The following is an 18,340-nucleotide window of genomic DNA, read 5'->3' on the forward strand; positions in this document are numbered from 1 at the left end:
ACAAAAAAGGCGCCCATACGGCGCCTTTTATCGTTGCTAAGTCTATTCTCCTGCGGCCATCGCTTCCAGCTCCATCCAGCGCTCCATGGCGACTTCTAGCGCTTTCTGCACTTTTTCGAGAGTTTGCAGCTTAGCTGTCACGGCGTCCGCGTCCTGCTGATAGAAAGCAGGATCACCGATCTCACTCTCTAACGTCTCTACCTCCCCCTCGAGACGCTCTATTTCAGCGGGCAGAGCATCTAACTCACGCTGCAGATTATAGGAGAGCTTGACGCTTTTCTTCGCTGTTGCAGCAGGTGCTTCGGCTGCCTTTTTAGGCGCTTCCGAAGTAGGTTCGGTACGCTGACGCGCCGCCCCTTCCCAAGGCGCTGGCGGCAACTTCCCACCCTGGCGAATCCAATCGGTATAGCCACCCACGTACTCACGCACAACGCCATCGCCTTCAAAGGCGAGCATGCTGGTCACCACGTTATCCATAAAGGTCCGGTCGTGAGAGACTAGCAGCAGCGTGCCATCGAAATCGAGCAGCAGCTCTTCAAGTAGCTCCAGGGTTTCCATGTCGAGATCGTTGGTGGGCTCATCAAGCACCAGCACGTTAGCTGGCTGTGTGAACAGCTTTGCCAACAGCAGGCGATTAGACTCGCCACCGGAGAGCGCTTTTACCGGCTGGCGTACCCGCTCAGGTGTGAACAGAAAGTCCTGCAGGTAGCTCATCACGTGGCGATCTTTCCCGCCCACGCTGACGCGATCGCTGCCTTGGGCAACGTTGTCGTAGACGGTTTTATCAAGCTCTAAACCGGCACGCAGCTGGTCGAAATAGGCCACTTTTAGGTTAGTGCCCATCTGTACCTTGCCTTCAGTGGGTTCCAACTCCCCCAGCAGGATTTTAAGTAGGGTTGTCTTGCCCGCGCCGTTGCGTCCCAGAAAGCCAATACGGTCACCGCGGAGTACTTCAAGGTTAATATCGCGCAGTATGACTTCATCCCCAAACCGCTGTGTGACGCCTTGCAGCTCCACTACGCGCTTGCCGGTGCGCTCACCACGATCCACCGTTAGGTTGGCATTACCCTGGCGCTCACGACGTTGGCTACGCTCGTTGCGCATCGCTTCCAGCGCTCGAACCCGGCCTTCATTGCGGGTACGCCGGGCTTTAACGCCCTGACGAATCCAGGCTTCTTCCTGGGCAAGTTTTTTATCGAACTCGGCATTCTCCCGCGCCTCTACTTCAAGCTCATGCTGCTTGCGGGCCTGATACTCTTCGTACTTACCGGGGTAACGCCCTAGCTGGCCACGGTCTAGCTCCAGAATGTTGGTCGCCAACTTGGATAAAAACGCCCTATCGTGGGTAATCAGCAGTACCGCCCCATTAAACGCCAGCAGTTGCTCTTCCAACCAGGCGATGGTGTCTAAATCCAAATGGTTGGTAGGCTCATCGAGCAGCAGTAAATCCGGCTCGGCAACCAGCGCGCGGGCCAGCGCTACCCGACGGCGCCAGCCACCGGAGAGCGAGCTCATTTCTGCGGCAGGGGGTAGGCCTAAGCGGGTAAGCACGGTATCGATACGCTGATGGTAAGACCAGCCATCAATGGCTTCCAGGCGCGTTTGCAGGGTCGCCATGCGATCCATATCAGGATCGGGATCATTGATCAGGTGGTCATACTCGGAGAGTAGCTCACCTGCTTCCGGCAGGCCTTGGGCGACCATATCGAAAATGGTCAAGCCAGATGACTCAGGTAACTCCTGGGCCAGCACGCCTATTTTCAGGCCAGGTGCGCGCCAGATGGAGCCATCGTCGGGAAGGATATCCCCCGCCACTAGCTTTAGCAGAGTGGACTTACCGGTGCCGTTGCGCCCGACCAGCGCCAGCCGCTCGCCTTTTTCAACCGTTAGGTCAGCGCGATTAAGTAATACATGGGTGCCGTAGGCGAGTTGCAGCTGTTCGAGTCGTAACAAGGTCACGCGGTGTCCTCCTAAATCGTGAGGCGCACAGTGTAACGCATGAGCGCGCCGGGAGGGGGAACGTTATAGCGCTGAACCGTATAGAGCGAAAACCGTCAGCGTGGTACCGTTTTCCAGCCAGTACAATAACCCTATCAAAAGACACTATTTTTAAAGGCGGGCTGACAGTGACCGTGACCGTCTCAATGCATTTCGTCAACGAACTGTTTAAAGGCATACCCAACACTGCAACCCCGTCCGCCCGTTACCTAGAGCGGGCGGGTATCTCACCCTTTTTACTCTCGGCTCCCCATGGTCGCGTTACGGTTGAGCAGTTTGCTGAGCTGTATCGCGGCTTAGTGAACGAGCTGGATGACGAAACCCCGGGCTTTTTCTCCCGCCCACTGCGGGGTGGCACTCTGAAACTGCTCTGTTTAAGTATGCTGGATGCACCGAATTTACAGGTGGCGCTGCACCGCTATACGCAGTTTTTTCGTATTCTGCTCGATGATTTTGGCTATGCGTTTACCCTGGAAGGAGACCTTGCCCGCATGGCGCTGGTGGAGTATGCTCCCCTGGTCGGTAGCCGTATTTTAATTCATGAGCTGATGCTCAAGCTGTTTCACGGCATCGCGTCGTGGATGATTGCGCGTAAAATTCCGCCTATTTTAATGGAGTGCGCCTACGCTCAGCCGCCCCATAGCGCTGATTATCTCTATTTTTATCCTGGCACGGTGCGCTTTGAGCAGCCGCAAACGGCGATCTATATTGATCGCGACTTGCTTGACCACCCTATTAGACAAACTAAAAAACACCTGGGTGCCTTTCTAAAGCGCGCACCGGCGGACTGGTTCTATGTGTCGTTTGCTGATCGCCTCCTCACTCACCGAGTACGCGAACACCTCTCACGCCATCTAACCACCTCCGGCACAGTGCATAGCGTCGCCGATGCGCTGCATATGTCCGCACGTACTCTGGCCCGGCATTTAAAGCAGGAAGGCACTCACTTCCAGGCGGTCAAGGATGAGTATCGCAGAGATGTCGCCATTCAAGCACTCACCTGCAGCGAGAAGCCGCTGATCAGCATCGCGGAGGCGTTGAGCTTTGAGGATCTAGCCTGCTTTAGCCGGGCTTTCAAAACCTGGACAGGCAATTCGCCCGCCGCATATCGCAAAGCACGCACGGCGGGCAGAGTTAATTGAAGCCTCTAAATTTCGGTGCGAATACGTTTTTTATCCAGCTTGCCTACGCTGGTTTTGGGTATAACATCCACAAAGCGAATCATACTGGGAATTGCCCAGCGGTTGAGTTTGCCCTCAGTGACAAACTGCTCTAAAAACGCCTGCACAGATTCCACAGTGGGCGGGTTGTTCATATCCACTGGGACGGCTAGTGCAGCAGGACGCTCTCCCCACTTATCGTCCGCCACACCGATCACCGCCACTTCGGCAATACCTGGACACTGGCTGATATAGCTCTCCAGCTCCAACGACGAGAGCCACTCGCCACCTGTCTTGATCACGTCTTTGATGCGGTCGCTAATGGTCAGGAAGCCCCGCTCATCGAGTGAGCCTACATCCCCGGTATGCAGCCAGCCGTTGCGCCATAGCTCCGCACTGCGTTTCTCCTCTTTGTAGTAAGCCTGGGTCAGCCAAGGTGCCTGAACGCGAACTTCGCCAACGCTTTTTCCATCGCTGGGAAGCGGCTCGCCGTCAGCATCGACCACCTGTAGTTTGACCAGCGGTATTGGCAGGCCTGCTTTACAGCGCCAGGGTAGCTGGGTCTCAAAATCGGCCTCGGCAATATCATGCGGCAGAATATCGGCAGTGAGTAGCGGGCAGGTTTCCGACATACCGTAAGCACTGCGGGTATCAATGCCCAGCTCCCATGCTTTACTGGCCAGCGCTTGGGTTAACGCACTCCCGCCCACCAACACTTTCCAACCGGAGAGGTCGACCTGCTTTGAGGCGATGGCCTCGGCGCTGACCACCATGTTGAGAAGAGTCGGCACGCAGTGAGAAAAATCAACTTTCTCGCTTACTAGTAACTTGACCAGCATTTCTGGCTCGTAACGGCCGGGATAAACCTGGGTCGCCCCCATCAGCGTGGCGGTATACGGCACCCCCCAGGCGTGAACGTGAAACATGGGGGTAATCGGCATATAGACCTTGTCGCGGTTAAGCAGCTCAAAACCGGGGGCCTGGAAAGCACTGGCCTCGCCCAAGGTATGCAGCACTAACTGGCGGTGGGTAAAGAAAACCCCTTTGGGGTTACCCGTAGTGCCGGTGGTATAGAACAGCGTGGCAACGGCGTTTTCATCAAAGGTTGGGAAATCGTAATGGGTGGCCTGCTGGCTTAACAGTGCCTCAAACTCGCCTACCAGTGGCAAAGTGGTGTCGACTGTTTGCGGGGCCTCCTGACACAGCAGATAGCCACGCACCTGGGGAAGCTTATCGGCCAGCGGCTCAAGCAGCGGCACAAACTCTTCGTGCACAATGACGAAAACGTCTTCGGCGTGCTCCATGGTGTAGAGAATTTGCTCCGGGGCTAAGCGCACATTCACCGTGTGGAGCACTGCGCCGATCATCGGGATCGCAAAGAAGCACTCCAGATAGCGGTGGCTATCCCAATCCAACACCGCTACCACATCGCCCGCTTGAACGCCCTGAGAGGTCAACGTATGAGCCAGTTGATGTACCCGCTCACGAAAGCGCTCGTAGCTGTGGCGACTCTGATCCCGGTAGACAATCTGGTTATCGCCCGCCATGCGCACGCCTGCTTCCAGCAGGTCACCAATCATCAGGCCAGGGTTTGTCGCCGAGGCCGCGGCGGGTAAAATTTTCGGGGTAACGGAAGACATAAACACTCCTGTGAGCTTGTTCTTGTTTCAATAAAGGCGTTTTAGCCGCGCTCGATCAGCAGAGCAATCCCCTGCCCGCCACCAATGCACAGCGTTATCAATCCGTAGCGGCCGTTAATACGCTCCAATTCGTGTAGCGCTTTAAGAATCAGAATAGCCCCCGTGGCCCCTACTGGGTGCCCCAAGGCAACCGCGCCGCCGTTAGGGTTTAGCTTCTCTAGCGGGAAGCCCAACGTTTCCGCCACCGCCATGGCTTGGGCAGCAAAGGCTTCATTCGATTCAATCACATCAATATCGTTGATACTAAGCCCCGCCTGATGCAGGCAGCGTTTGACCGCAGGAATCGGCCCGAGGCCCATTAGCTTCGGATCAACGCCAGCGCTGGTGGCAACACGTAGATGCGCCCTGGGCGTTAGGCCGCGCTGTGCGGCTTCATCGCTATGGGCTAGCACTAAGGTGGCCGCGCCGTCGTTAATTCCCGAAGCATTGCCTGCAGTAACCACACCGTCTTTTTGGAAGGCGGGTTTAAGCCGCGCTAAATCGCTAAGTTGGACGCTATCGCGCACATGTTCATCACGGGAAAATAGGCTGGTTTGCTTACCTCGGCTGACTTCCACCGCTACAATTTGCTCGTCAAAGCGGCCTTCCGCGATGGCACGCGCCGCTTTTTGATGGCTCTCCAGGGCAAATTGATCCAGCTGTTCGCGGCTTAAGCCATACTGTTTCGCAATGTTCTCGGCGGTGCAGCCCATATGACCGCTGCCGAAGGGGTCGCTCAAGATGCCTAGGGTTAAATCCTCAACGTTCACATCACCCATACGCACGCCGTTGCGCGCTTGAGGAGGCAGTAGATAAGCCCCGCGTGACATCGACTCAGCGCCACCTGCTAGCGCTAGGCGGCTATCGCCCATGACAATTTGTTGGGCGGCAGATACCACCGCCTGGACACCTGATCCACATAGCCGATTGACGTTGAAGGCACCGGCCTCTTTCGGCACGCCCGCTTCAAGGGCAATATGCCGCGCCAGATAGGCGTCCTGAGGGCCAGTGGTAATGATATGGCCATACACGGAGTGATCGATATCGCCGCCCTCAACGCCTGACCGGCGCAACGCCTCTTTGGCGGTTATCTCCCCCAACTCAAACGGCGCCTTGGTTGAGAGCGAACCGCCAAAACTCCCGATCGCGGTACGAGCGCCGCCTAAAATCACTACATCATCCAACCGCATGGTTCTCTCCTCTCTTCAATCTGTGCGCAAACACCTGGCTAAGCCACTTTGCCCAGCAGCGAGCGGGCTACCACTTCTTTCATAATTTCCGAGCTACCGGCATAAATCGTTTGTACCCGGGCATCTAAATAGAAGCGTGAAATGGGGTATTCGTGGGTGTAGCCGTAACCACCAAATAGCTGCAGGCAACGATCTACCGCTTGGCACTGCAGCTCACTTAACTGAAGTTTTAGAATCGCGGCGTCAGTGCTGCTCATCGTGCCCTTGCGGTACTTTTCCACGCAGTGCTCAAAGTAGGCGCGCGCCACATCCAATTGAGCTTTGATCTCAGCAAGCGTAAAGCGGGTATTTTGAAAGTCCGCCACTCGCTGACCAAATGCTTGGCGCTGCTGCACGTACGCCAAGGTCAACGCCAGCGCGCCCTCTACGGCACCCAACGCCTGCGCTCCTACCCCCAGACGTTCCCGGGGCAGCTCCCGCATTAAGTAACGAAACCCAGCGCCCTCTTCACCCAGCAGCGCATAATGGGGTAGCTGCATCTGATCAAAGGCAAGCTCGGCGGTGTCACTGGCGTGCTGGCCAATCTTTTTAATCGGTTTACCCCGCGAGAAGCCGGGTAAATGGGTATCGACCAAAAACAGCGAGACCCCTTTGGCACCAGCAGAAGGATCCGTTTTGGCACACACAATCACCAGATCGGCAAACTGGCCATTGGTGATAAAAATTTTGCTGCCGGTTAACTCCCAGCCATCATTAGTGCGCTTAGCCCGGGTTCTCATTGCGGCAAGATCACTACCGGCGCTAGGCTCAGTCATAGCAATAGCCCCAAGACACTCTCCACGTACCATGGCAGGCAGCCACTGCTCATGCTGGGCCGCTGTTCCCAGATTCTGTAGGTAGGGCATCACGATATTGGCGTGGATGTTGTAGGCGCTGGCTAAACCGCCAAATCCTTGTCGCGACAGCTCCTCCAGCGCCAATTGTGTGATGGCGATATCAGCCCCTGACCCGCCGTGCTGTTCGTCAAGATCAATACCGAGCAGCCCTGCAGCACCCAGCGCATGCCACAACGAACGAGGCATTTCGCCTGCGGCCTCCCACTCATCATAGAATGGGGCAACCTCCTGACTGAGGCAGCGCTTAATCATGGCGTGAAATAGCTCGGTCGTTTGCGCGTCCATGTTCATCCTTTAAGTTCTTGACGTAGATGGCGTTTGAGAATTTTGCCTGCCGTACTCTTGGGCAGCGCATCGGCAAAGAGGATATGTTTAGGCACTTTATAGGGCGCCATCAGCGTTTTGGCGTGATGGATCAACTCCTCCTCGCTTGCCTCTTGGCCTTCTTTCAATACTACGACTGCCGTAATGGCTTCGATCCACTTCTCGTCGGGTTGACCGATTACTGCCACTTCGGAAACCGCCGGGTGCTTAAACAGCCCCTCCTCCACCTCACGGCTCGCGACCAGTATGCCCCCGGTATTGATTACGTCTTTAATGCGATCAACGACATATAAGTAACCCGCTTCATCGAAGTAGCCCACGTCCCCCGAGTGGAACCAGCCGCCTTGAAACGCCTCTTCAGTCATCGCCGCTTTATCCCAGTAGCCCTTCATAAGCTGCGGGGAGCGGTGGACGATTTCTCCGTGCTCGCCATGAGGGACGTCGTTCATCTCAAGGTCGACGATGCGGGTTTCCACCGTCAAAATGGGCCGTCCGGCTGAAGCGGGTCGTGCGGCGTGCTCGTCAGGGCGCAGCACGGTCGCCAAGGGGGCGATTTCGCTCTGCCCATAGCAGTTATAGAGCCCTACGCCCGGTATGCGCTGCTGCAGCTCTTCCAGTACCGGTACCGGCATAATTGAGGCGCCGTAATAGGCTTTATTGAGTGCACTTAGGTCAAAGCGCTCAAATTCAGCGTGGCGCAGCAGGCTAATCCAGACCGTGGGTGGGGCAAAAAATGATGCGATCTGGTGCTCAGCTATAGCCCTTAAGCACAGCTCGGGAAGCGGTGCTTCCAACAAGTAAACAGGAGCACCCAACAGCAAGGCAGGCATTAGAAAGACGTGCATTTGCGCTGAATGGTAGAGCGGTAGCGCAGCCAACATGGCCTCGCTGCCTTTGATATCCAGCTCAACCATGCAGGCCATATATTCGGCCATTAATGCCTGATGGGTCATCATCGCGGCTTTTGGCGCGGCGGTGGTGCCCGAGGTATAGAGCAGTTGCGCCAGGCTTGAGCCGTCGACCGTGACACTGGGTTCTTCACTGCTGGATTGTTCACTACGGAGCTCTTCACCACCGGGCTCTGACGTTGCATAAGCCAGCACATCAAAGCTACCTGAATCGCGTCCCTGCTCTGCGTGCAGGGTGCCCATCAGGGCTAGATTCAAGTCTTCGGTGGCAGCAGTTACTTTGTCGGTAAGACTCCCATCGCTGAGTAAACCTGCTGCTCCCGACTGATCAAGAATGTAGCGCAGCTCATCACTACTTAAAGCGAAATTGATCGGCACATGCACCAATCCGGCTTTCGTCGCGGCCAGCCAGGCGATGACGTAGGCGTCGGAGTTTTTTCCATACACCGCTAGCCGATCCCCCGGCGCTAGCCCCGCTGCCAGTAAGCCATTGGCGACACGGTTAGCGGCTTGGTTGAGTGCTTGATAACGCCATTGACGTTCACCAAACACCAGCGCCAACTGGTGCGAATATTTTCTAGCGCTGCGATTTAACGCGGCCCCGATACTGTTTTGCTGAATCACAGATGTTTCAGACATGCCCAATCCTCTGAGTTGTTGTAGCGAATTGGCAGCGATTTAACTGTTTACCAACGGACAGACACTTTCTGATAGCGGACGGAAGGCCTCTTCTGCCGGAATGGTACGGATGATGTGAAAGAGGTCGTCTTCGTCTTGGGACTCTTCAGGGGTTTTAACTTCCACTAAATACATATCGTGAACCATGCGGCCATCCTCACGAATGTAGCCACCGGTAGCGAAGATATCGTTAATGGGGGTATCGGCCATTTGCTGACGAACGGCTTGCGTATCATCAGTTCCAGTGGCTTCAATCGCCTCAAGGTAGTGGCGCGTGCTGGAGTAAAGACCCGCATGTACCATAGTGGGCATGCTGCCGGTACTCTCACGGAAGCGCTCCGCCCAAGCGCGGGTTTCGTCGTTCAAGTCGTAGTACCACGCTTTGGTGAACTGCAGGCCTTGGGCGTTTTCCAGCCCGATGCTGCGTATATCAGTACTAAACAGCACCATCCCCGCCAATATCTGACCCGCTTGGGTAATACCGAACTCACCTGCTGTTTGCACCGCGTTAATCGTATCGCCGCCAGCGTTATTCAGCGCAATGACATCCGCTCCAGACGCCTGGGCCTGAAGCATAAACGAGGAGAAATCACTGCTGGGGAAAGGGTGGCGAGCGCTGCCTACGATGGTGCCGCCATTTTCAGTCACTACGCGGGTAACGTCGGCTTCCAGCGCATGGCCAAAGGAGTAATCAGCGCTTAACAGGTACCAATTTTTGTGACCTTCATCGGTAATCGCTTTTGCGGTACCGTTGGACATCGCCCAGGTGTCGTAAACCCAATGAATATGGTTGGGCGAGCAGTGCTCATTAGTTATAGCTGATGAGACAGCGCCATTGACCAGCCCCAATTTGTCCGCTTCTTCCAACAAGCCGACCGCCGCTAGAGTGACAGAAGATGCCACCAGCCCAGTGACCATATCGACGTTACGCTCGTCGATCCACTCACGCACAACGCTTGAGCCTACATCCGGGCTGTTGCGGTCATCGGCACTGAAGACCACGATATTGGCGCCGTTAACGCTGCCGCCCATATCCTCAATCGCCATATTGATGGCATCTTCACCCAATGGCCCGATAGGATCACGATACACGCCAGACATGTCGGCTAAGTATCCAATACGGATTTCATTATCGGAAATACCCTCAGCAGCGATGATGATAGGCGCATAGCCAGCCGCCAGAATGGCAGCGGCAAGAGTCGTAGTAGCGAAACGGTGGGGTGAACGAAGAGACGAACGATGGGACGAACGATAGGATAGTTGCATGGTTATATGACTCTCTATTGTTGTTATAAATCGTGTTATTAAACCAATCGCAGTGACATAGCACGCAATAGCTTGAGTTCATCTTAGGCGGTAATAAGCCCTAGCTGTTTACCTATCAAGCCAGATTTTTTGCAATTCGTGCCATTCCCATCTCCTTGCCAGCTTCCACACACCATTAGTCGATACTCGCGCATACCGTTACAATGGTGCCTTTGTATATTGAACGGGAGACACCTTTGGCCACCGCTTATGCCGATGATTTTTTACCCGAAGCGCTTCAGTTTCGCCCTACTGCCCCTTTGGTGGATATTGGCGCAAACTTAACTCATGAAAGCTTCGGGCGTGATCTTGAGGCGGTTATCCAGCGCGCCCAGTCGGCGCAGGTAACGACCATGATCGTCACCGGTACTGACCTTGCCCATGCCGAGCAAGCCGTGGCTTTAGCCAAACAGCACCCCGGCTTATACGCAACGGCTGGCGTGCATCCCCATGATGCCAGCCAATGGAACCCAGAGCTTAAGCGCGCCATGGCGGCTCTGCATGCTATGCCGGAAGTCGTCGCTGTAGGCGAGTGCGGGCTGGATTTTAACCGCAACTTCTCGACACCTTATGAGCAGGAGCAGGCGTTTGAAGCACAGCTGGGGTTGGCAGCGGAAAGCGGTTTGCCGCTGTTTTTACACGAGCGGGATGCGGGGCAACGGATGCGCGAAATACTGCACGCCTGGCGAGACGATATTAGCCACGCGGTCGTGCACTGTTTTACTGCCGATCGCGATACGCTGTTTGGCTATCTCGACCTAGACTTGCATATAGGCCTGACCGGTTGGATTTGCGACGAGCGGCGCGGTCATCACTTGCGCCCTCTGGTTAGCGATATACCGCTTGAGCGCTTGATGGTGGAAACCGATTGCCCTTATCTTTTGCCCCGCAACCTGCCGGCGAAATTAAAGGGACGTCGACACGAACCGGCCTTGTTGCCGTGGATTGTCCGCGAGATCGCCCAGTGGCAAGGTATTAGCGAAGCGGAGCTGGGAGCGGCAACTACCCAGAATGCCCAGCGTTTTTTCCGACTTCCCACGGAATCTTAACAGGAGTATTAGCGTGGTCGATTATCCAGGATTTATAGCCATTGAGACGGGCGAAGACGATGGCCTTCCACTAGCCATTGCCTGGTCGCTGCCCGATGGCCGTGTCAAACAAACATTGATTCAACCGGACGATAGCTGGATCAAAGAAGATACCAATGCCATGGGCGCTTACAGCATGGAAGAGCTGGAGAGTCTCGGGGTTAGCCCGCTGGAGGTGATTCGCGAGCTTGAAAACGACCACTTCTCCGCCACGCTGTACACCAGCGATAACGGCGACGACGAAGCGGCGCTGGCACGGCTGTTTGACACCTATGGGCTGGATCCTTTCGTGGAGTTAGCCCCAGCGTCGGTGCTCTACCCTTCGCTTACCCCTGGCGAATGGCACCGCCAGCGGCGCGAAACGTTCAGCGAGCTTGGATTGGAGCCAATGCGCCCAGAACATGAGCTGGAAGTGATGCTATCGATGCACCAGCGTCTTACAGACGATGATAATTAATCGCTTATAACAAGATTGGCTTGATCTAAAACGGCCCAGCCCTGAGTCACTGCTTGGTTAAGCGTCTCTTGATGGCCGTAGAAGAGCTCCAGTGCCTCCTTAAAGGCGCTTGCCCGAGCTGGTAAGCCCTCTTCCAAGTAGCGTTGGGCGCGGGCCTCTACTCGCGCCGCAAAGGCCTCTATATCTACCTCAACATCACCGCCCAAATTATCCACGCTAACGTGAAACTGGCGTCCGCAGGCCTTTGTGAAGATAGACTCCAACGCCTGCGGGGCTATTTCAGCCTTCTCGAATGCTTTTTGCTGTTCAGCATCGCGCCCATCGGGGCAGTACCAGTAGCCATAATCCTCCAGATGGCGGCGTTTTTCACCGGCAATACACCAGTGGCTAATTTCGTGCAGTGCACTGGCGTAATAGCCGCGCGCGAAAATCACCTGATGGTAGGGTATTTCTGAGGTTGCGGGCCGATAGAGCGGTTCATCCCCACCGCGAATCAAACGGGTTTGATAACGTTGACCAAAAACACCATCAAACAGGGCGGTAATATCGTCAAGCGTCCAACGCTCCTGCGTGCTACTCACATTGACCTCATTTGTCATCAATTTTGGGGCATTATACCCGCCCGGATGCTGCAAGCTAACGTCTAGAAACCATAAGTGCGTCATGCCTGCTAATATAACGATTTTTCGTAAATCACCTTCCCATTAGGAGCCAACAATTGGGCGGCTTTACTCAACAAGTTAAACTGGTCTACTGGCCCGAAACACGCACATTGATGCACCTGGCGCTGCCTATTTGCGGCGCTCAATTGGCTCAAGCAGGCATGAGCGTTGTCGATGTCATGATGACAGGCCGGCATAATGCGACGTCTCTCGCCGCCGTATCCGTAGGCTCCAGCCTGTGGATGCCACTCATGCTTTTTATGACCGGTACCCTAATGGGGCTTACACCTATCGTCGCGCATTTGCTGGGTGGGCAGCGCCATACAGCTATCCGACCAGCTGTACACCAAGCGCTTTGGGTCGCGCTATTGCTAGGCGCCATCGCTGCTGTGCTACTTTGGACCGCAGTAATACCCATATTTGAATTAATGAATGTGCCTCCGGGCGTTGCCAGACAGTCTGCAGCCTATCTCTCAGCCGTTGCCTTTGGTATGCCGGGTATTGCCCTTTTCCAGGCACTCAGAGCGTTTTCTGATGGCATGAATCATACGCGTCCGGCGCTGTGGATCAGCTTGGTCGGGCTTGCGGTGAATATCCCTGCCAATTACCTCTTGATTTATGGCGGCGACGGCTTAGTTGATTTATTGGGAACCTGGGTTCCGGGTAGCTTGCAGCAACTGCCTGCACTGGGAGCATTTGGCTGTGGCATTGCGACAGCGCTGTCTATGTGGACAATGGCGCTAGCAATGGCCTACTACACGCGCCGAGGACGTACTTACAAAAGCGTGGCTATCTGGCAACAGCTAACGCCACCACAATGGCTTGGTATACGCGAATTAGTCATAGTGGGTGTTCCGATCGGCGTGGCCATTTTTGTCGAGGTGACCCTGTTCACCTTTATTGCGCTGTTTATTGCCAGTTTTGGTGAAGTCACCGTCGGAGCTCATCAGATAGCGCTTAGCTTCACCACCATTCTGTTTATGCTGCCTATGTCGCTTAGCATGGCACTCACCGTACGAGTCGGTAATACGCTAGGTCAACAGCGCTTTGCGCTCGCCCGAAAAGTCGCTTGGAACGGTATCGTCATCAGCGTCATCGTTGCCGCTATTAACAGCCTTATATTGTGGGTTAGTGCCGTTCCAGTGATCGCACTTTACACCTCTAATACTGAGATACAGGCGCTAGCGCTATCGATCATTGCCTTGGCCGTGATTTTCCAGCTCTCAGACTCTTTACAGGTGAATTTAGCCGGTGCGTTACGCGGCTATAAAGATACTCGCATTGTGATGGTAATCACGGTGCTCTCATACTGGATTGTAGGCTTGGGTGGCGGGCACTGGCTCGGCTCTTATGGCGTGAGCAACATGGTCGCCCCACTCGGCGTTCATGGCTATTGGATTGGCTTGATAGCCGGTTTAAGCACCGCAGCACTGTTACTCGGCTGGCGTTTACAGCGTATTAGCATTCGGGGGGAAGCATGACGCGATGGAGAAAGCGTTCTCTGACCATAATGCTAAGCACTCTCTTGGCTGGCTGTGGCGATGATCTCGCTGAGCAACAGTGGCAGCGCTACCATCAGCAGCTTGCGGATGATCTCGCACAGTCAGCCATTGAACGAACTGACCCGGTTAATATTGGTGATTTCCCTGAGCGTTCAGAACGTCTCATTGATGTTCCCGAAACACGCGACAGCATGCTGAATGTTTACGCCCTGCGCGAATGCCAAATCACGTCGCTGGTGGCAGCTCGTAACAACCAGCTCGGACGCGTAGCACCGCCCAGCCAGCAGTGGTTATATGAGAGGACGCTATGGCAGCGACTAAGCGCCTGCTCAAATAGTGAGGTTCCCGAGCAGTTAAGCGATGAAGATCGTGCGCGCCTAGACCAATTAACAGCGACTAAAACGGCACAGCTACCCGCGGTAAGCTGGAATGCTATTTTTGATTCCAGCGAGTGGGTTAAAAGTTTTTCACGGGCAAGCCAGCCATTAACCAACGCCGATAAAGCCGATATTGCAGATCAGTTTGAGGCCATTGATTATTTACAACAAATGACCGACCACCAGTTTGATCTCCAATGGCAACAAGACTCTTCAACCCTCGAAAATCATTTAAAAACCCTGCAGGAGCGGCCACTGACTGCTGAAGTGCTGCGCGCTCTGCTTCTCGCCACCCAGCGTTTAACAGAAGCGAATGCGTTATTAGCTCAGCAGAAAGATACCACACGCTGCTTAAGCCACTGGGAGTCATACGATCTTGAGCGATTAGCAGACACTGCCAATCAGTGGCTAACAGCCATTAATCGCTTAATTGACGCGCAGCAGGTAGATAAACCACAGGCGGTCATACGCTATCAGGCACGCTGGCTTTCGCTGAAAAATGCCCAAGCGCCCTGGCCTCAATTTCAACAGGCACGCCTTGAACATAACGCCCTACGAGCGAGCTTCCCAATTTGCTCAGATAATTAAAAAACGCAGAACCCTTAACCTTATGAGCAACTTGTGCTATTGGTGAACAGAAGAGGTGAGTAATGCGGCAAGCCATGAACCTGCTTCGCCAATGTGATGACCACGCAGCACAAGGAGGGACACAATGGGCGCATCTCTGTCACCCCGCTCTGCCCAGGTCATCGACCTGGAAACTGTGCGTCAGCGTCAGCAGGCGCAAAAGTGCCTAGTCCGTTTAGCGCCTGAGCTAGATGGACTAGAGATGGTGTACCAACTCGCTGCGAGCCCTGAGACCTACTATGGCATGCCTATTTTGGCTTGGGGGCTAAGAGAAGACGGCAGTGTCTTTGGCATGGTGCCTTGGATGGAAACGTTGGCGGCCTGCCATGATCTGAATAGCCAGGAGAATGGTTACTTTGTGGGCTACCGTGATCCTGAAACGGAAGAAATTTTCGATTCACCACCGGATCACAAGTATCACGAGTTAGTCGCAGCAGCTGAATATTTTGATTACGAGGCTTCCGGAGAAGTCACTCTCATTCAGCAAATCCCCGACACACTAGGCACCCATGCACTGTGCATGAACCACCCCAACTCGCCTTGGCATATGAAACCCGTTTACGGTTGGCGGCTCTACAGTGACGGCAGTTTAGATGCGCTTGTTGCCGATGAGCAAAAGGCCTCCATGACGCCCATTCTGTTAGGGGACAAGTGCCTCTACAGCGCCCATGCCCGCCATCAGACCGTTTACTTTTTCCAGCGTCATATTGCCAACCGCATACTGGAAGAAGATCCAGCCACGCTGGATGCGTTAGCAATGATGGTAGTGGCAAGCGATTAACAAGGTACTTATCTGCTGCTACTGTGGGCGAGGCCAACATCGGTTAGTCGAATTGGCTCTCGCCTGGGCTTGAGCGCCCAATAGTCAACTAAACCAGCAGCGATCTAAATTTAATAGCTGCCCTAAATGGCTATCACATACATATAGCTATCACACATAACCAGCTCAGATAGCTATGCTAAACGAATGAAATAGTGGTAAGTATTCGTGGAAGAAGTGTCCTGTTCGAGCAGTTCGTGCCCTAAAAATTGACAAAACTTGGGCACATCTCGCGTGGTGGCAGGATCGGTGGCAACCACCTTGAGTATTTGGCCTGAAGTCATGTCGCGTACTTTATTATGCATCAGCATAATGGGCTCTGGGCAGTAGAGCCCTGAGGTGTCTAATACCGCATCGTAGTTGGGTAACGTACCCGCATTATCAGCCATTAATATCCTCGACGTAGGAAACGGAGCGTATGATTAAAGTTATCATCGAACGGCGCATTATGCCCGGCCTTGAAGAAGAGTTTGAGCAAGCGGCTCGGGAGGCAATGCGAGTCTCCTTAGGCGTAAGGGGCTTCATTGGTGGAGAAACCCTTGTTGAACTTGGTCATACTGATCGCCGACTGATGATTACCAAATGGCGCGATATACGCGCCTGGAAAGAGTGGCACTCTAGCGAAGCCCGCGCGACAGCTATGCAGCGTATTTTACCACTGCTAACCGAAGACGAAACCATACGCATCTACGAGCCCGGCCATTAAGCCTATAGCATTGAGCGCGTTAATTTCTTAGTTTTACGTGTACCGTTACTTCTTCGCGATCATGGTAGAGGTGACGGCATGACACATTGGCATGAACTCCCGCTTTTTCCAACGACTCTTCCAACGCAGTGAGGCAACGTGTTACTTCATCCCAACGCTTTTTCATGGGCAACTTAAGGTTAAAAATAGCTTCTTTACACCATTTGCGGATCAGCCAACGCTCAACCATGGCCAGTACGCGCACGGGTTTATCTACAATATCGCAGACCAGCCAATCCAAACGTTGTGGCGGCTCCCAGGTAAAACCATCCTCCTTCAGATGATCTATCTGTCCTGTTTTCATCAACTGGACATCCATCGGGCCATTATCGATCGCATATACATACATGCCACGCTGAACCAACTGCCATGTCCATCCGCCTGGGGCCGCTCCTAAATCAGCGGCTTGCATATGCGGCGCGAGTCGCACTTCCCACTCATCCCGGGGAATAAACTCATGCCACGCCTCTTCTAACTTCAGCGTTGAACGACTGGGTGCTCGGGATGGAGAGCGCAGTCGACGAATACCGTTAATCAAATCGCTACGATTGCCTGGGAAGCTCATCGCCAGCTGTACTTGATCACCATCGGTCCAGAAAATATGTAAGCGCCGTGCGCCCGCGCTGCGCCTTAACGCACCACGCTTTTTAAGCATACTTTCCAGCGGTTTCGTGAGCGCTTTAATCAAACCGGCCAGCGCCTTGCCATCATTAGTATCCGGTGTTTCGTGCCAAATCTCTTCGAAGTTCCAGCGACTGGCTTTGACCTGTTCCAGGATCGCGGTAAGGCGGTCGTCACGAGACAGAGTGAGCGCAGGCAATGCCGCGAGGCTTTGGCGTGCAAATATCAGCTTCTTAAACGCGGCCTGGCGGTGTAAATCATTCACCGGCTCTCCATCAAGACGCGTCAAGTTTACCCACCCATCACCGTAAGCAGCTTCACAGGCTACACCGTTTAATGCTGCGTAGTGCTGCATTTCTGCCAGTGCATCATTCTCAAAGCCTGGACGACAGTATACGAGCCACGACGTGGGTACTAGTTCACTCACCCTTTCACCTCAAACCTTGAATATCAACATGATGGGGCATTACGTACCAAACCAATGACCCTTAACGACAAACTGCGGCCAGTATCATAGCATTTTATTAACCCGATACGTCTGGCGTTGCACAGCACTTGGGCAACGTAAGTGAAAATCGTCTTTTATCCAAAAGTGTCGTAAACTCCCTATAACAGCTCTTTCTTATCTTCTGGAAAGAGCTGTTTTTATTATCTATTTAGAAACTTTCTAACTAATGTTTTATACCGCTGATTACTAGCGTGTACTTTTGCCAAGGAGAGCGAAATGGGGCAGCGACCACCCCTTTTAATTAACCGGCTTGACGCTGAACGTTTACAGCGCTTGATTGATGATGCCTCTGAAAAGGATCAAGCGGTGGCGGAAATGCTTGAGAATGAGCTTAGTCGCGGCGTCGTCGTTGACCCGAAAGAGGTTCCTGGCGATGTCGTTAGCATGAATAGCCAGATTCAGTTCACCGACCTTACCCGCGACAAGCAAATGGTTCGAACCCTGGTTTATCCCCATGCACTAAGCTGCACCGAGGATGGCCTTTCGGTGATGGCCCCTATCGGTGCCAGTCTACTTGGCCTAAAAGTGGGCGATACCATTGATTGGCCCCTGCCAAATAACAGCCAAACACTCTTAAGAATTGATGCCATACTTTGGCAACCTGAACGCGAAGGACAATTTCATCGCTAACGGATGATATCCCCCAAGGCGTAAGCCCTGGGGGTTTATTTGTCTTTCATTCGCACAAACAAAAAACCCAACCGGGCGGCTGGGTTCTTCGTTGAAAACGGGTGAGGGGTGACCATGCAGGCAGCTCACAACCTTTACTCCTCACATTTCACTATTTACACATCG

The 18,340-nt window shown here is 54.0% G+C and carries 17 protein-coding genes; 8 read left to right on the forward strand and 9 right to left on the reverse strand.

Annotated features, from left to right (window positions below; all coding sequences use genetic code 11):
* Positions 1–42: 42 nt before the first annotated feature.
* The gene (locus tag MLE19_RS17335) at positions 43–1,959 is read right to left on the reverse strand and encodes an ATP-binding cassette domain-containing protein (protein WP_240719379.1); all 1,917 of its coding nucleotides are present in this window, start codon (positions 1,957–1,959) and stop codon (positions 43–45) included.
* Between the two features lie 167 nt (positions 1,960–2,126).
* Here MLE19_RS17335 and MLE19_RS17340 point away from each other — a divergent pair, with 167 nt between their 5' ends.
* Complete coding sequence (locus MLE19_RS17340; RefSeq protein ID WP_240719380.1) at positions 2,127–3,140, forward strand: AraC family transcriptional regulator; 1,014 nt, start codon at positions 2,127–2,129, stop codon at positions 3,138–3,140.
* Between the two features lie 5 nt (positions 3,141–3,145).
* On the opposite strand, the gene MLE19_RS17345 is transcribed toward MLE19_RS17340, so the two are convergent.
* Genes MLE19_RS17345 through MLE19_RS17365 form a run of 5 tightly spaced genes read right to left on the reverse strand, consistent with a single transcriptional unit; the run spans position 3,146 to position 10,099 of the window.
* Positions 3,146–4,798 (reverse strand): fatty acid--CoA ligase, encoded by a 1,653-nt coding sequence (locus tag MLE19_RS17345; protein WP_240719381.1) that lies wholly within the window; start codon positions 4,796–4,798, stop codon positions 3,146–3,148.
* 41 nt (positions 4,799–4,839) lie between these two features.
* Positions 4,840–6,027 (reverse strand): beta-ketothiolase BktB, encoded by a 1,188-nt coding sequence (gene bktB, locus MLE19_RS17350; protein ID WP_240719382.1) that lies wholly within the window; start codon positions 6,025–6,027, stop codon positions 4,840–4,842.
* Positions 6,028–6,065: 38 nt separating this feature from the next.
* On the reverse strand, positions 6,066–7,208 hold the full coding sequence (locus MLE19_RS17355; RefSeq protein ID WP_240719383.1) for an acyl-CoA dehydrogenase family protein: 1,143 nt from the start codon (positions 7,206–7,208) through the stop codon (positions 6,066–6,068).
* Between the two features lie 2 nt (positions 7,209–7,210).
* Positions 7,211–8,794, reverse strand: coding sequence for a fatty acyl-CoA synthetase (locus MLE19_RS17360; protein ID WP_240719384.1), 1,584 nt, complete (start codon positions 8,792–8,794; stop codon positions 7,211–7,213).
* A gap of 39 nt (positions 8,795–8,833) precedes the next feature.
* Positions 8,834–10,099: an ABC transporter substrate-binding protein gene (locus MLE19_RS17365; RefSeq protein ID WP_240719385.1), complete on the reverse strand. Its 1,266-nt coding sequence runs from the start codon at positions 10,097–10,099 to the stop codon at positions 8,834–8,836.
* A gap of 236 nt (positions 10,100–10,335) precedes the next feature.
* Between MLE19_RS17365 and MLE19_RS17370 the strand changes: the two genes are divergently transcribed.
* Both MLE19_RS17370 and MLE19_RS17375 read left to right on the forward strand, forming a co-directional pair.
* Positions 10,336–11,187, forward strand: coding sequence for a TatD family hydrolase (locus tag MLE19_RS17370; protein WP_240719386.1), 852 nt, complete (start codon positions 10,336–10,338; stop codon positions 11,185–11,187).
* Between the two features lie 13 nt (positions 11,188–11,200).
* Positions 11,201–11,683, forward strand: a complete 483-nt coding sequence (locus tag MLE19_RS17375; protein WP_240719387.1) for a hypothetical protein — start codon at positions 11,201–11,203, stop codon at positions 11,681–11,683.
* Here the strand turns inward: MLE19_RS17375 and MLE19_RS17380 are convergent.
* A complete protein-coding gene (locus tag MLE19_RS17380) occupies positions 11,680–12,282 on the reverse strand; it encodes an elongation factor P hydroxylase (RefSeq protein ID WP_240719388.1) in 603 nt (200 codons plus the stop codon). The two genes, MLE19_RS17375 and MLE19_RS17380, sit on opposite strands and share 4 nt — an antisense overlap.
* Positions 12,283–12,401: 119 nt before the next feature.
* On the opposite strand from MLE19_RS17380, the gene MLE19_RS17385 reads away from it, so the two are divergent.
* From MLE19_RS17385 to MLE19_RS17395, 3 genes are all read left to right on the forward strand, one after another.
* Positions 12,402–13,826 (forward strand): MATE family efflux transporter, encoded by a 1,425-nt coding sequence (locus MLE19_RS17385; protein ID WP_240719389.1) that lies wholly within the window; start codon positions 12,402–12,404, stop codon positions 13,824–13,826.
* Positions 13,823–14,812, forward strand: a complete 990-nt coding sequence (locus tag MLE19_RS17390) for a DUF3080 family protein (RefSeq protein ID WP_240719390.1) — start codon at positions 13,823–13,825, stop codon at positions 14,810–14,812. The genes MLE19_RS17385 and MLE19_RS17390 overlap by 4 nt, the downstream gene beginning before the upstream one ends.
* Positions 14,813–14,936: 124 nt before the next feature.
* Positions 14,937–15,632, forward strand: coding sequence for a hypothetical protein (locus MLE19_RS17395; protein WP_240719391.1), 696 nt, complete (start codon positions 14,937–14,939; stop codon positions 15,630–15,632).
* A gap of 173 nt (positions 15,633–15,805) precedes the next feature.
* Here the strand turns inward: MLE19_RS17395 and tusA are convergent, their stop codons facing one another.
* Complete coding sequence (tusA, locus tag MLE19_RS17400) at positions 15,806–16,060, reverse strand: sulfurtransferase TusA (RefSeq protein WP_240719392.1); 255 nt, start codon at positions 16,058–16,060, stop codon at positions 15,806–15,808.
* A gap of 29 nt (positions 16,061–16,089) precedes the next feature.
* Here tusA and MLE19_RS17405 point away from each other — a divergent pair, with 29 nt between their 5' ends.
* Positions 16,090–16,377, forward strand: coding sequence for an antibiotic biosynthesis monooxygenase family protein (locus MLE19_RS17405; RefSeq protein ID WP_240719393.1), 288 nt, complete (start codon positions 16,090–16,092; stop codon positions 16,375–16,377).
* Between the two features lie 19 nt (positions 16,378–16,396).
* Here MLE19_RS17405 and rlmM read toward each other — a convergent pair whose 3' ends face one another.
* On the reverse strand, positions 16,397–17,464 hold the full coding sequence (gene rlmM / locus MLE19_RS17410) for a 23S rRNA (cytidine(2498)-2'-O)-methyltransferase RlmM (RefSeq protein ID WP_240719394.1): 1,068 nt from the start codon (positions 17,462–17,464) through the stop codon (positions 16,397–16,399).
* 297 nt (positions 17,465–17,761) lie between these two features.
* Here rlmM and rnk point away from each other — a divergent pair, with 297 nt between their 5' ends.
* Complete coding sequence (gene rnk, locus MLE19_RS17415) at positions 17,762–18,175, forward strand: nucleoside diphosphate kinase regulator (RefSeq protein WP_240719395.1); 414 nt, start codon at positions 17,762–17,764, stop codon at positions 18,173–18,175.
* The last annotated feature ends 165 nt before the right edge of the window (positions 18,176–18,340 follow it).

The organism is Vreelandella neptunia (genome assembly GCF_022489065.1).
GTDB lineage: Bacteria > Pseudomonadota > Gammaproteobacteria > Pseudomonadales > Halomonadaceae > Vreelandella > Vreelandella neptunia_A.

What these genes read in the sequence shown, in the direction of transcription:
- MLE19_RS17390 (WP_240719390.1), top strand. Translation starts at nt 13,823, where the DNA reads ATGACGCGATGGAGAAAGCGTTCTCTGACCATAATGCTAAGCACTCTC.
- MLE19_RS17395 (WP_240719391.1), top strand. Translation starts at nt 14,937, where the DNA reads ATGGGCGCATCTCTGTCACCCCGCTCTGCCCAGGTCATCGACCTGGAA.
- MLE19_RS17355 (WP_240719383.1), bottom strand. Translation starts at nt 7,208, where the DNA reads ATGGACGCGCAAACGACCGAGCTATTTCACGCCATGATTAAGCGCTGC.
- MLE19_RS17360 (WP_240719384.1), bottom strand. Translation starts at nt 8,794, where the DNA reads ATGTCTGAAACATCTGTGATTCAGCAAAACAGTATCGGGGCCGCGTTA.
- MLE19_RS17365 (WP_240719385.1), bottom strand. Translation starts at nt 10,099, where the DNA reads ATGCAACTATCCTATCGTTCGTCCCATCGTTCGTCTCTTCGTTCACCC.
- tusA (WP_240719392.1), bottom strand. Translation starts at nt 16,060, where the DNA reads ATGGCTGATAATGCGGGTACGTTACCCAACTACGATGCGGTATTAGAC.
- MLE19_RS17380 (WP_240719388.1), bottom strand. Translation starts at nt 12,282, where the DNA reads ATGACAAATGAGGTCAATGTGAGTAGCACGCAGGAGCGTTGGACGCTT.
- MLE19_RS17405 (WP_240719393.1), top strand. Translation starts at nt 16,090, where the DNA reads ATGATTAAAGTTATCATCGAACGGCGCATTATGCCCGGCCTTGAAGAA.
- MLE19_RS17345 (WP_240719381.1), bottom strand. Translation starts at nt 4,798, where the DNA reads ATGTCTTCCGTTACCCCGAAAATTTTACCCGCCGCGGCCTCGGCGACA.
- bktB (WP_240719382.1), bottom strand. Translation starts at nt 6,027, where the DNA reads ATGCGGTTGGATGATGTAGTGATTTTAGGCGGCGCTCGTACCGCGATC.
- rnk (WP_240719395.1), top strand. Translation starts at nt 17,762, where the DNA reads ATGGGGCAGCGACCACCCCTTTTAATTAACCGGCTTGACGCTGAACGT.